General features: G+C 56.1%; 10 protein-coding genes and 1 pseudogene. 10 read left to right on the top strand and 1 reads right to left on the bottom strand.

All coding sequences use genetic code 11. The annotated features are described in order from the left end of the window. The 3 genes and pseudogenes from ACR0BF_RS19885 to istB all read left to right on the top strand — a co-directional run. Positions 1–168: pseudogene (locus tag ACR0BF_RS19885) on the top strand (IS3 family transposase); the annotation flags it as partial. Between the two features lie 115 nt (positions 169–283). Next, positions 284–1,813, top strand: a complete 1,530-nt coding sequence (gene istA, locus ACR0BF_RS19880; protein ID WP_480625636.1) for an IS21 family transposase — start codon at positions 284–286, stop codon at positions 1,811–1,813. Then, positions 1,803–2,591, top strand: coding sequence for an IS21-like element helper ATPase IstB (gene istB, locus ACR0BF_RS19875; RefSeq protein ID WP_480474839.1), 789 nt, complete (start codon positions 1,803–1,805; stop codon positions 2,589–2,591). Before istA ends, istB begins: the two co-directional genes overlap by 11 nt. A 159-nt stretch (positions 2,592–2,750) precedes the next feature. Here istB and ACR0BF_RS19870 read toward each other — a convergent pair whose 3' ends face one another. Then, on the bottom strand, positions 2,751–3,383 hold the full coding sequence (locus ACR0BF_RS19870) for a tyrosine-type recombinase/integrase (RefSeq protein ID WP_480625635.1): 633 nt from the start codon (positions 3,381–3,383) through the stop codon (positions 2,751–2,753). Positions 3,384–4,055: 672 nt separating this feature from the next. On the opposite strand from ACR0BF_RS19870, the gene ACR0BF_RS19865 reads away from it, so the two are divergent. The 7 genes from ACR0BF_RS19865 to ACR0BF_RS19835 all read left to right on the top strand — a co-directional run bounded on the left by ACR0BF_RS19865 (position 4,056) and on the right by ACR0BF_RS19835 (position 12,062). Further along, positions 4,056–4,910: a hypothetical protein gene (locus ACR0BF_RS19865; protein ID WP_170369649.1), complete on the top strand. Its 855-nt coding sequence runs from the start codon at positions 4,056–4,058 to the stop codon at positions 4,908–4,910. A gap of 205 nt (positions 4,911–5,115) precedes the next feature. Then, entirely contained in the window at positions 5,116–6,510 is a 1,395-nt protein-coding gene (locus tag ACR0BF_RS19860; RefSeq protein ID WP_480625634.1) for a metal-dependent hydrolase family protein, read from the top strand. A 6-nt stretch (positions 6,511–6,516) separates the two neighbouring features. Beyond that, positions 6,517–6,786, top strand: coding sequence for a hypothetical protein (locus ACR0BF_RS19855; RefSeq protein WP_480625633.1), 270 nt, complete (start codon positions 6,517–6,519; stop codon positions 6,784–6,786). A 16-nt stretch (positions 6,787–6,802) separates the two neighbouring features. Beyond that, entirely contained in the window at positions 6,803–8,410 is a 1,608-nt protein-coding gene (locus ACR0BF_RS19850) for a HoxN/HupN/NixA family nickel/cobalt transporter (RefSeq protein ID WP_170598323.1), read from the top strand. Between the two features lie 142 nt (positions 8,411–8,552). Continuing rightward, positions 8,553–8,813, top strand: coding sequence for a hypothetical protein (locus tag ACR0BF_RS19845; protein WP_480625632.1), 261 nt, complete (start codon positions 8,553–8,555; stop codon positions 8,811–8,813). Positions 8,814–9,170: 357 nt separating this feature from the next. Further along, a complete protein-coding gene (locus ACR0BF_RS19840) occupies positions 9,171–10,916 on the top strand; it encodes an alginate export family protein (RefSeq protein WP_480625631.1) in 1,746 nt (581 codons plus the stop codon). 87 nt (positions 10,917–11,003) lie between these two features. Then, a complete protein-coding gene (locus ACR0BF_RS19835) occupies positions 11,004–12,062 on the top strand; it encodes an SDR family NAD(P)-dependent oxidoreductase (RefSeq protein ID WP_480625630.1) in 1,059 nt (352 codons plus the stop codon). Positions 12,063–12,349 lie beyond the last annotated feature (287 nt).

Raw genomic sequence — 12,349 nt, 5'->3', positions numbered from 1 at the left:
AGTGATAATGGCTCATCCTATGTTGCCGCCGATCTGGCTGATTATCTTGAGGATAAAGGCATGGATCATGTTCGTGGTGCGCCGCACCATCCGCAGACCCAGGGTAAGATTAAGCGCTGGCACCAGACGATGAAGAACCGGGTTCTCTTGGAAAACTACTTCCTGCCCGCTGTTGATTTCCGCTGAGAAGTGACCCGGTAAGCCAGATAATTTTCACTGAGAATTGACCCATGTGAGCACATTGCCCCGACGTTTTCGTTTGGGGAGATTTGGAGTGATCGACATGGGATTTTTGAGTGTCATACGACGCTGGGCATTGCGTGACAAAATGCCAATTCGCGAGATTTCACGGCGCACGGGGCTGTCTCGCAACACCATCAAAAAGTATCTACGCGAAGGCGCTGTAGAACCGAAGTTCAAGACACCGCCGCGTTCTAGCAAATTGGATCCGTATGCGGATCGGTTGTCTGCCTGGCTGCTCGCCCAGACACGCAAGCCCCGCAAGGAGCGGCGCACGGTGAAGCAGATGCATGCTGATCTGGTGAAGCTGGGTTATGAAGGATCCTATGGCCGTGTTGCCGCATTCGCGCGGACGTGGCGGTCAGATCGGCACCGTGCGGAACAGACGACGGGACGCGGAACTTACGTGCCGCTGGTATTCCAGCCGGGTGAAGCGTTCCAGTTCGACTGGAGCGAAGACTGGGCCAATATCGGTGGAGATCGGGTCAAGCTTCAGGTCGCCCATATCAAACTCTCACACAGCCGGGCTTTCCTCGTGCGAGCCTATCCGTTGCAAGCGCATGAGATGCTGTTTGACGCCCATTGGCATGCGTTCCGCGTGTTTGGTGGCGTTCACGGCCGCGGGATTTACGATAATATGAAGACGGCCGTGGACCGTGTGGGCCGAGGCAAGCAGCGTGACATCAATGCCCGCTTCAAGGCCATGGCCAGCCATTATGTTTTTGAACCAGAGTTCTGCAACCCTGCTGCGGGTTGGGAGAAAGGTCAGGTCGAGAAGAACGTCCGCGATGCGCGCAACCGGCTGTGGCAGGTCATGCCCATCTTCAAGGATCTGGGCGAGCTGAACCAATGGCTTGAGGATCGCTGTGTCGCCCTATGGGCCGAGACAAAGCACCGGGAATTGCCGGGTACTGTTGCTGATGCATGGGAAGCTGAGAAGCCCACGTTGATGGCGCTGCCGCCCGCCTTCGATGGATTTGTCGAACACAGCAAACGGGTATCGCCGACATGCCTGGTGACCTTCGAACGCAACCGGTACAGCGTGCCGGCCAGCTTTGCCAACCAGCGTATCAGCCTGCATGTCTACCCCGAACGTCTGGTCATCGTGGCTGAGGGCCAAACCGTTTGTTCACATGAGCGGATCATAGAGCGGTCACATCGCAAGCCTGGCAGAGTGGTCTACGATTGGCGTCACTATTTGGCAGTCATCCAACGTAAACCGGGTGCTCTGCGTAACGGTGCGCCGTTCACAGAGATGCCAGATGCCTTCCGTCGACTCCAGGATCATATGCTCCGCAAAGAGGGTGGTGACAGGGAAATGGTCGATATCCTGTCACTGGTTTTGCATCACGACGAGGACGCAGTTCTACGCGCCGTAGAATTGGCGTTGGAAGCCGGGGTTCCTACCAAGACGCATATCCTGAACCTGCTGCACCGCTTGATTGACAAGAAGCAAACAGACCTTCCAGAGATCGACCCACCAGATGCGCTGGCTTTGGAAACGACCCCGAAGGCAAACGTGGACCGCTACGATGATCTGAGACAAACCGGGGAGAAGCGCCATGCGTCATGATCCAGCAGGAGCTTCCGTCGTGATCATGCTGCGCAGCCTCAAGCTGTATGGCATGGCAAATGCAGTAGAGGATCTGGTCGCTCAGGGCGCGCCCGCCTTCGAGACCGCAACACCGATGCTGTCTCAGCTTCTCAAAGCTGAGATCGCTGAGCGGGAGGTGCGGTCAATCGCCTATCACACCAAGGTGGCGCGCTTCCCCTCTTACAAAGACCTCGCAGGCTTCGACTTCAAATCCAGTGAGATCAACGAGGCCACTGTCCGGCAATTGCACCGCGGAGAGTTCATGGAAAATGCAGAGAACGTTGTCCTGATCGGCGGCCCCGGTACTGGCAAGAGCCACATCGCGACTGCCATCGGCGTTCAGGCCATCGAACATCACAGGCGTAAAGTCCGCTTCTATTCGACAGTGGAACTGGTCAATGCGCTGGAGCAGGAAAAGGTGCTAGGCAAAACCGGGAAGATGGCTGAGATGATGACCAAGGTCGACTTGGTCATTCTCGACGAGCTCGGCTACCTGCCATTCAGCTCATCCGGCGGCGCACTGCTATTCCACCTGCTCAGCAAGCTCTATGAGCGCACCAGCGTCATCATCACAACCAACCTCAGCTTCTCTGAATGGGCGCAGGTCTTCGGGGATGCAAAGATGACAACAGCTCTCCTCGACCGCCTCACGCACCGCTGCCACATCCTCGAAACCGGTAACGACAGCTACCGCTTCAAGGCAAGTTCTGAAGCAAGGAAAACGAGAAAGGAAACGCCAACATTGACCACAACATAAACGCTGAGACATAAACAAAGGTGGGTCAAATCTCGGTGAAAATACCGGGTCACTTCTCAGCGGAAATCAACAATTTGGGCTCTTTTTCCTCTTTCGTCGCTGCTAGTCTGTGGGTCCGTTCTGAATCGGTGAACGGCAAGTGCCGTCCGCCGAGGTAGTTCAGATGTCGATCCGCTCCGCAATACTCAACGCATCTTCCAGTTCAACACCGAGGTATCGTACCGTGCTATCCACCTTCGTGTGTCCAAGCAGAAGCTGCACGGCGCGGAGGTTGCCAGTCTTTCGATAAATCTCGGCCGCCTTGGTTCGGCGTAGCGAATGGGTTCCGTACCCGCTTGGCTCCAAGCCAATCGCTTTAACCCAGTCGCGGACAAGTCGACCGTACTGGCGCGTTGAAATATGCGGACGATCATGGAAGCGGCTAGGAAACATAAACCTGCATGCAAACATTTCAGGTGAATGAACCCACGCCAAAACGGTATCTCGTGTGTTTTCCGACAGTTCGAACTGAACTGGCCGTTTGGTTTTGCTCTGGATAACCGAAACCCGTTCTTTGACCCGATCATCCTTGACCAAGTCGGTCACGGCGAGCTTGACCAGATCGCAGCCTCGCAACTTGCTATCAATCGCCACGTTGAACAGCGCCAGGTCGCGGAGACTTCCCGCCAGTTCAAGTCGCGCCCGGATCGCCCAGACTTGTTTCGGAAGCAGTGGCCTTTTTTGCCCGATGATCCGCCCCTTGTTCCAAGCCTTGCGTTTTGGGGTGACGGCGGGAAGTTGAACTCTTGGCATGATATGCCCTCCAATCCTCCCTCCAGGCCCAGACATCAACACAGTGCTGACGGGCGATTTTACCATCTCTTTCGAATGGCAGATCCTAGGGAGCCGCCTGGCGGCGGAATGCCGCGTGAGCATTTGGCGGCAAAGAGCCCACTTTGACCGATGCTGCGCGATCCCCCAATTACAGCAATGCGCAGGATAGGGACCATTGCATAGTTTGAGGACGGCCCAGACCTGCCGTTCACTCGTAGCACGGCATGCTGCGGTGCGGCCCGCCGAACCTGATATTCGCTGCAACGGCTAAATCTGCGGATTGGCGAATTACACAGTGCGGACCGAACCGCCGGTGCCCGGCTATGGGTGAAGGCCGGCTTTGGATAGCCGTGTCCAATTAAAACCCATAAATAGGACCATTCTCACAGCCAAGGTCGTCGAAACGGACTTGAGTATGGTGGCCGAACTGGCAGCATAGATCAATGGAACAGAAACCTCCGGCCAGATCGGCAGAAAATCTGACAACGGTCGAGGACGCGTTGGGTAGCACATCATCCCTCATGATCCCTCATGGTGTATGAAAATTTTTTCAGGTTGCAATTCGAAATCTGGGCTTGTCTCATGCGAGAGTGTCAGCGCGTGTCGAAAGGCTGACGAGATCAGAACCAACTCGAGATGGGGAACAGCCGAGTGGACACCGTCGAAATCAAATCCTTGTATCGAGCCTCGGGCACATCGCTTGCACCGAAGCTGCGCAGATTACCTGCAATGGTAGCTCTCTTTGCAGCCACCATTGCACCACCTGCCAAAGCTCAGGAAGACCTCAGCGAGATCAACAACGGAACAAATCCAACGCTGCTCACGACGCAGTTTGGGCTTCAGTATCAGTTCAACCAGATCAATTCCGACCTGAACACCGGTCTGTTCGAGGCCTTCTATACGCAGCCTTTTGGTGAGGGTGGGAAACGGGCCTTCCGGATCACCGTGCCCGGATCGGACAGCCCGTTCAACGCAAACCCCATCTTCGGCGGAAAGCCAGGGGTTGAATTCACGCTGGGCGACATCAGCGTTACCTACATTGACGTTTTTTACCTTACCGAGAAAAACGGGGCCGCTTTCACTTTTGAACTGTTTCTGGACACAGCAGAAACCGAAGCCGCCGGCTATGGTCAATTTGCCGGTGAAACCTCGGCCTTCTACGCGTGGTTTCTCAACAACGGAGCAATTTTCGCCCCGGCCTGGGTTCAGACATTCGGACTGGAGGGCGGAAATGATCAAGGTCAGAATGTGAACACTACCACGATCGACTTCTACTATGTTCCCAAGCTGAAAAATCCGCGTTTCTACCTGACCTTCGACCCGGCCATCATCCACGATTGGGAAACGGACGCGACGTTCGGCAGCCTACAGGTGACCGCGGGCATGCTGACGGGCAAGGCATTTGGCGGTGACGGTCAAGTGTTCATCAAGCCTGGCATTCTGTTTGGCGGCGACAGGCCGGCAGAGTGGTCTGTCCAGGTTGGATATAAGGTGCTGAACTTCTGATGCGGGGCGATGTCACTGTTGACTTCTTGGGTCTGCTCACGCCCTCATGTGACTGAACATTTCAGTGCCACGGAAGCACAAGAAAGCCCAGCGGGTCCACTCACCGCGATCCGCTATTTTTTGAAAACCCAGGCTGCGCACCCCAAAACAGTTTTGCGCGACCAAAACCAAATTCATTCATCGCTTGAAAATGAGGATGTACATCATGACCAACAGATCACTCACCTATCTGCTCTGCACGACGCTCGCCGCGACTCCGGTCAGCGTTCTGGCGCATGAGGCCAACCATGAGGTCGTCCCGGCCGGTGTCGTCGGTGAAATTGAAACCACCAACGTAAAGATGAAATTCGACAGTGTCCTGATCAGGGGGGCACAGGTCTTCAACGGGTGTGACGAAGAGCTCGCGGATGTTGACGTTCTGATTTCCGGTCAGTTGATCTCCGCCATTGGTTCCGATCTTGAGGCACCCGAAGGCGCTTTCGAGATCGATGCCGAGGGCTACACGCTCATCCCCGGCCTGATCGACGCGCATTGGCATGGGGTCTTTGCCGAAGCGACGATCGCGCAACTGGCCCTGACGGGCGAGGGCTACTGGAACCTTTTGGCTGCCAAGGCCCAGAACAACGCGCTGTCGCGCGGGTTCACAACAGTGCGTGACGTGGCCGGACCGATGTTCGACATCGCGCGCGCAACGAACGAGGGGCTGATCGACGGGCCGCGGGTCTTTCCATCCGGGCCAGCCTTGTCAATCACCGCCGGCCACCAGGATTTCCGGATTACGCGGGAAGTGCCTCAGGCCATCGGCGATCTTCATTCGTTCGAGACGAACAACATGTTCTACATCACCGACGGCGTTCCGGATGTGCTGAAACGTGTGCGCGAGAACCTGATGCAGGGCGCGACGCACATCAAGCTGATGGCGGGTGGCGGTGTGACCTCAGCATATGACCCGATCCACACGATCCAGTTCACGGACGAGGAATTCCAGGCCGCTGTCGAAGCCACCGAAGCCTGGGGCACCTATGTGACGACCCATGCGATCAATGATGAAGCGGTTCGGCATTCGATCGAGAATGGCGCGCGCAGCGTCGAGCACGGCCACATGGCCACCCGTGAGACCCTGCAGATGATGAAAAACAAGGGCGTCTGGCTCAGCATGCAGCCTTTCCTTGATGACGAGGATGCGCCGGCCCTGAACGAGTTCCAGAAAGCCAAGTACAAGTTTGTCACCGACGGCACCGACTTCGTTTACAAGACCGCCAAGGATCTGGGCATGAAGATCGCCTTCGGTACCGATACGCTGTTCAGCGCGGATCTTGCCGAACGTCAGGGTGCCGTCTTGGCCAAGATGGAACGTTGGTTCACGCCGTATGAAACGCTTAAAATGGCAACCTGTGACAACGCCGAGCTGCTGAAGATGTCGGGCGACCTGACGCCCTACCCACTGGGCCCGCTCGGAGTGATCGAGGAAGGCGCCTATGCGGACATGATCCTCGTCAACGGCAATCCTCTGGAGGATCTGCAGTTGATCGGCGATGCCAAGGCGAACTTCGGCATGATCATGAAGGACGGCACCATCTACAAGTTCGACATGGAGTGACCGGTCATGCGTGGCCGAAAGCTGACTACCTTTGCTTTCGTCCTCGCGGCTTCGGTCGCGGGGGCGCGGGACGCCCCCTGTCCTATTAACAATACACACACTAATGTCCTTGACGGGTTGTCCGCGGAGATGATCGACGTCACCAGTTTCGTCACCGACGGAGGCCTGATCCTGGTTGTCGTCAACCCTCTCGAGGATTTGAGACTGGCCGCCAACCCGTGGGGAAACATTGATCTGATCATGATGGGCAGCGTCAAATTCAAGAACGCGGTGTGACATGGAAAGGCCTGCTATGGACGCGCAACAAGTCATCACCTTTTTCGGGCGTATGGTGCTCTTGCTGTTGCTTGTGCTGGGGCTGCACCCTTCGACCGCGCTGGCCGATGCGCCAGCGCATGTGGTCTGGGATGATCTGGCGCCGTCAACGGCGCCTTATGACGATCCGTTCCTCGAGATGTCCTACAAGCAGAAGGATGACCTGCGAACGATCCTGGATGCCGCGCGCCGCGTGGATGACGCCGAACTCGGCCAGCGGGCACAGGAGGCGCGTGTGCGGCTGCGCGACCAAGGCTTTGACGCGGACGAGCTTTTGACCCAGCGCCTTGTGGTGATGGAGAAACGGCGCGAAGAGGCGACCGGCGTAACCGGGCAGTATCTCGGGCACGAAGTTTCGCTTGATGGATACGTCCTGCCGCTGCGCGGGGATAACGGGCGCGTATTCAGTTTTCTGCTGGTGCCGTGGGTAGGGGCCTGCATTCACACTCCGCCGCCGCCGCCCAACCAGATGGTCCGTGTCGATGTGCCTGAAGGCATTGAAATAGACGAAGCGTTTCACGCAATTCGGCTCCGTGGCGTTCTGGAACATAAACCGTCTGTCAGCAACCTGTTCCTCGTCGACGGGCAGAGGATGGTCGAAGCATCCTACTCATTGAAAGAGGCACAGGTTTGGGGCGTACCGGGTGAAATCAAGGCGTCTGCCGCTGCGCCTGTTCAGGGCAATATCGTGGTCCGAACCCAGGCCTGGATCAGCAATCTCTTCACAACATCAATGACGTCGATGGATCAGGGCAAGTCGCTGGCGACGGTAGCGTTCGCTCTTCTTGTCGCGTTTCTTTATGGGGTCCTGCACACGCTTGGGCCGGGGCACGGCAAGGCCGTCGTGATTTCCTATTTCGTCGGTGAAGGGGGTAGCCTGCGCCGCGGTGTCGGGATGGGAGTTCGCATCGCCATCGTACACGTGTTCTCGGCCGTTGCGGCTGTTTTCCTGCTCGACCTTGCGATCCGGCAAACCACCGGCGGGGCACCATCCGATTACCGGCTCATCCGGCTGGGCAGCTATGCGCTGATCATTGCAATTGGCCTTTGTATGCTTTGGAAAAGCCTTCGGACAATTCATGACCTCCGAAGAACGGCGTCAACAGCCCACGAACACGGGCCGCATCACAGGCACCCGAATGACGACAATACCCACAGCGGCTGCGCTGCCTGCGCAACTGCCAAAAAATCGTCCAGAGGAACTGACGGATGGCTTGCGACAGCGGTGGGTATTGTGCCCTGTACCGGCGCGCTGATCGTAATGCTGGTTGGATTTGCAAATGACCTTGTGTGGCCGGCGCTCACCATGGTGAGCGCGATCTCGCTGGGCATGGCGATCTCCATGTCTCTGATCGGCGTAGCGGCCATCTGGGGGCGCGCAAAGGTTGCGCAGCGGATCGGTTCGAATGCAGCCACCCACCAACGCTTTGAAAGCGTTGCCCAAGTCGCCGGTGCGACCTGTGTGACCGTGGTCGGAGTGCTATTGTTCGTCACGTCATGGAGTGCGCCCGTTCAACCGCTCGCATCCCAGACGGGCCCGGTGGAGAAACCACAAGAAAAGACTTTGTCCGCGCTTAGGGATTGAAAGCCGAGAAGGCCTTTCTGGGTGTGCCTTGTACGCACTATCTCTGGGCAGGACGGGCCGCAGGTCGCGGGAATGAAGGTCCCCTTTTGCGATCTCATCTGTTACACGCTGCACGGCCGCGAATTCACACTTTCCGCCCAACGTGCTGATCAAGCATGACCGCTTTGGGCTGATTGCCTCCATCGTTCTCGGCAATGGGAGCGGCGGATTTGTCCCGCGACCTGTGAATTCGGGTGACAGGTCTCGCCGCAGCCTGCTTGAATGGCTGGTTTTCATGCCGCGCAGCGGCGCCGAAAATATTGCAGTCGCGGCGATTTTGCTGCGGCGAGCGCGCGCAGCGAAAAAATCCAAGGTACAGGTTGGGCTCGACCCGGTCATCCGAGCCTTTTCCTCAGGTGGCTGATTGGAAGCGTATAACTGACGTTCAGGGCGAAAATCTCGAAACTTCGACGAAGAAAGACTGCTTTTCACGGGAGCAGACGTCAGCAAAAATCAAGACTATGACCGGGTCGCGGACCAAGCCGACATAGTAACGCTGCAGAACATGTTTTCTCAATCTAACTGCCTAAACTGTGAGCGAGGTAACGCAGCCAAAGAAAGTTTTCGCAAAAGTTGTGTGCCGTCGAGCATGGAAAAAGTCAGCCTTCGACACATCTGTTTTTGGCAGGTCGGGGTGACGTTTTCGTCTTTGAAATTTCTTGGATCAAACTAGGTGTCGGAATGATTATCCGAGATTGGATTCACGGTAAACGGAGGAATCATGCTCACAATCAAAAGGTGGATATTTGGCCCCACTCTGATCCTTGCTGCTCTTATCTCCGCAATACTCGTCACAGGCCCAAAAGCTATCTACGCCCAAGGGGTTGCGGGCGTTGACCCTTACATAAACCAACTGGTTGAAAAGGTCCAAATCCGGATTGTGAACCCGAGCGCAGACGCGGGCCTGAACGCACGGGTGGAGGACAGTGTCCGCACTGCGCTCGCCCTGTTTCCGGGTCAACGGTTCTCTCAACAGCAGCTTGAGCTTCGGCTTTCCCAGGCCCGCCGAAGTCGAGATGTCGCAGCCGTCGAATATGAAGTTTCCTTTGGCCGTCGTGGCGGGCTGAACATCGACGTGCTCGTTTCGCTGGGCGAGGCCGCTGACATTGTAGGCCGTGGCTTGGCGTTCGGCGGCGAATTTCCCACTATTTACGAAAAGGACGGAACATATCTGCGGTTCAAATTGGATATGCTGGGTCTCTACTACGCCAACAACAACGCGTGGTACGGTCGCCCTGACCTCATGTTAAATGGCAATCCTTTGGTGGACGGCGAGCCTGCTGGAAAGGGCTACGATGACTGGTTGGAAGCCTATGTTCACTACGGCATCTACGGTATTACACCTATAAACGATCGGCTCTATTTTTACGGTGGGCTCAGTGCAATCACATCGGGTTCGACCGGGCAGGAACTCTTTACGGACACGACGCGAAGCTATACCGGGATCGAAGACGCATATGTGGGTTTCGTCGGTGGAGAGACCTCAGACCAAGGAAACCGATTTTCTTATAACCTCACTGTTGGCCGCCAACGTTTCACGCTAGCCAATGGATTCTTGATTGCGAACACCGCATCCAACGGCAGCAACCGTGCTGCTTTGCAAGCGAATGCGCGTTGGTCGGCTGACATGCTGGCACTGGGTCGCGTTAGGTACAATACGACCATGTTCGAGTTGTTTTATCTCGACCCTGACGAATTAGAGGTTATTGATTCCGAAACGACATATGCGGGTGCAAATCTTGAGTTCCAGCCTGCAGCGAACCTCAACATTGGCGTCAGCTATGTGACGTCGCCGGAGTCAAACTTCAATTATTTCAGCCCGATCGGTGGTATTGCGGGCACGCGAGAGGGTCTAGAGGTTTTCGATGCACGGTTCAGCTACACGCCGAATGGCTTTGGGGCTTCGGGTGCGTTCTTCGGTGGCGAATACGCCGTTCAGCGCAACAGGAATTTCGACATGGACGCGCGTGCCGGGTGGGCGGAAGTCGGCTACAGCTTCGCGGATGCAAAGTGGTCCCCAACAATTAGCTACCGTATCGCCAGTTTCAGTGGCGATGACCCCAACACCGACACATATGAACGCTGGGATCCGATGCTATCGGGTGGGACAGGCGAACAATGGGTTCAGGGTGCCAACCATTTTAAAGTTGTACAGGACAGCAATGTGATTGCGCATCGGGTACAGGCGCGGTTCCGTCCGCATCCGAAGTTCGAACTGGTACCTCAGCTTTGGGCATTTTACGCGGAAGATAAAAACAATATCGGAGGCAACCCGGCGCTGAGTAGCCTGTCGGACTCCGAATATGGCTATGAAGCGAATTTTACAGCCAAATGGTTCGTCAACCGAAATACTTATGTCCACGGGCACATCGCATACACTTGGCCCGGCGACGGAACAAAAGCCGCCTTGGGCGGGGACGCAAATGATTGGCTGAGTGCCATGCTGTTTATCCGCTATGCATTTTGAACACATTTGCTGGCGGCATTATCCGCGACCGTCGTCACCTAGGCGACGAAGTTTAACCAACAAAGTTCCGCTGCAGGAGACAAATACATGATCCGAAGAGAGCTCTTGAAATCACTGGGCATTGCCGCTGCCGGCACTACGAGTGGACTTACACTCAGCAAAGCCGAAGCGCAGGAATTGAATGACGCATTGAGTATTGCTCTCGAAGAGTACGCTGTCCCGTGGGGCACACCGGACCCGGACGTTCCAGGGCGCATGAATATTGCACGTGTCCCAGACGACTACTTCATGCCAGGACGTTTCGCTGGCAAGAATGTGATTGTAACCGGCTCCGCTCGCGGTATGGGGGCCGACGCCGCACTCAGGCTTGCAAGAGAGGGTGCAAATGTCGTCGGCGTGGACATCCTTGAAGAGAAGGGCGCTGAAACAGCAGCGGCGATTGTGGCCGAAGGGCTAAACATGGTTTTCGTTTCCGGGGACATTTCGCAAGACAGCGTTTGCGAGGAGATGGTACGGGTTTGCGTGTCGGAATACGGCAGCCTTGATGCGGCAATCAACAACGCTGGCGTGATGGACGCACTGCATCCCGATGAGCCGATCGACTACGTCAATCAGCGTGATCGGCTCATGGCTCGCATAGATGCTGCGGGTGACGCATACTGGCATCGGGTCATGGAGGTAAACGTGACCGGCACTTTTTATTCGATGCGTCACGAGTTGCGACAACTGATGGCCCAGGGGACAGGTGGATCTATCGTGAATATTGCGTCGGTGGCCGGTATTCGTGGCTTCGGCGGAACACCGCCTTATGTTGCTTCGAAACATGCGGTGCAGGGTCTGACAAAGAATGCGGCGATTGACTACGCTCCCTTCGGCATCCGCGTAAACTCGACCGGCATGGGAACCACGATTACGCCAATGTTCGAAAGAGCGTTTGAAATTATCCGCCAGCGGATCGCTTCGGGATTTGTCAGCACGGGAATATCGCTCTCAAAAATCCAAAGTCTATTGCAATACAGTGATGAGGAAAAAAGAGGATCAACGTCAGCAGAGCAAGTCGCCATCATGCTTTTTCTGCTTTCTCCCGAAGCGTCAAATATCACGGGTGCAACATACAATACCGATGGAGGTTTCACTGTGTACTAAGACCAGCCCATGCGTTACCGCCCAGCGAACGGTTTGAGACTTGATAGTCGTGAATTACTGACATTGTGCCAGGGCCCCTAACACGATTGGTTGGTCACCAGGCAGAGCGGTACTTCCTCAAAGTTGCTTCGCAACTCACTGTAGCCCATGAAAGGTAGCGACTGGTCGGCGGCTTTGGGCTCTGAGCGGCCGCTACGGTCAATCATGAGAGACGTCCGGTATGAGATGGCGGACGACTGCGGCCGTCCGCCAAGGCCTCAGATGTCGATCTTCTCGGCGATGCTGAG

Source organism: Ruegeria sp. AG7, assembly GCF_056541545.1.
Note: the sequence above shows the minus strand (reverse complement) of the source record. Positions and strands in the feature narration are given on the sequence as shown.

Excerpts from the sequence above, each read along its gene's own strand:
- ACR0BF_RS19855 (WP_480625633.1), top strand. The coding sequence starts at position 6,517 with ATGCGTGGCCGAAAGCTGACTACCTTTGCTTTCGTCCTCGCGGCTTCG.
- ACR0BF_RS19835 (WP_480625630.1), top strand. The coding sequence starts at position 11,004 with ATGATCCGAAGAGAGCTCTTGAAATCACTGGGCATTGCCGCTGCCGGC.
- ACR0BF_RS19860 (WP_480625634.1), top strand. The coding sequence starts at position 5,116 with ATGACCAACAGATCACTCACCTATCTGCTCTGCACGACGCTCGCCGCG.
- istB (WP_480474839.1), top strand. The coding sequence starts at position 1,803 with ATGCGTCATGATCCAGCAGGAGCTTCCGTCGTGATCATGCTGCGCAGC.
- ACR0BF_RS19840 (WP_480625631.1), top strand. The coding sequence starts at position 9,171 with ATGCTCACAATCAAAAGGTGGATATTTGGCCCCACTCTGATCCTTGCT.
- ACR0BF_RS19850 (WP_170598323.1), top strand. The coding sequence starts at position 6,803 with ATGGACGCGCAACAAGTCATCACCTTTTTCGGGCGTATGGTGCTCTTG.
- ACR0BF_RS19870 (WP_480625635.1), bottom strand. The coding sequence starts at position 3,383 with ATGCCAAGAGTTCAACTTCCCGCCGTCACCCCAAAACGCAAGGCTTGG.
- istA (WP_480625636.1), top strand. The coding sequence starts at position 284 with ATGGGATTTTTGAGTGTCATACGACGCTGGGCATTGCGTGACAAAATG.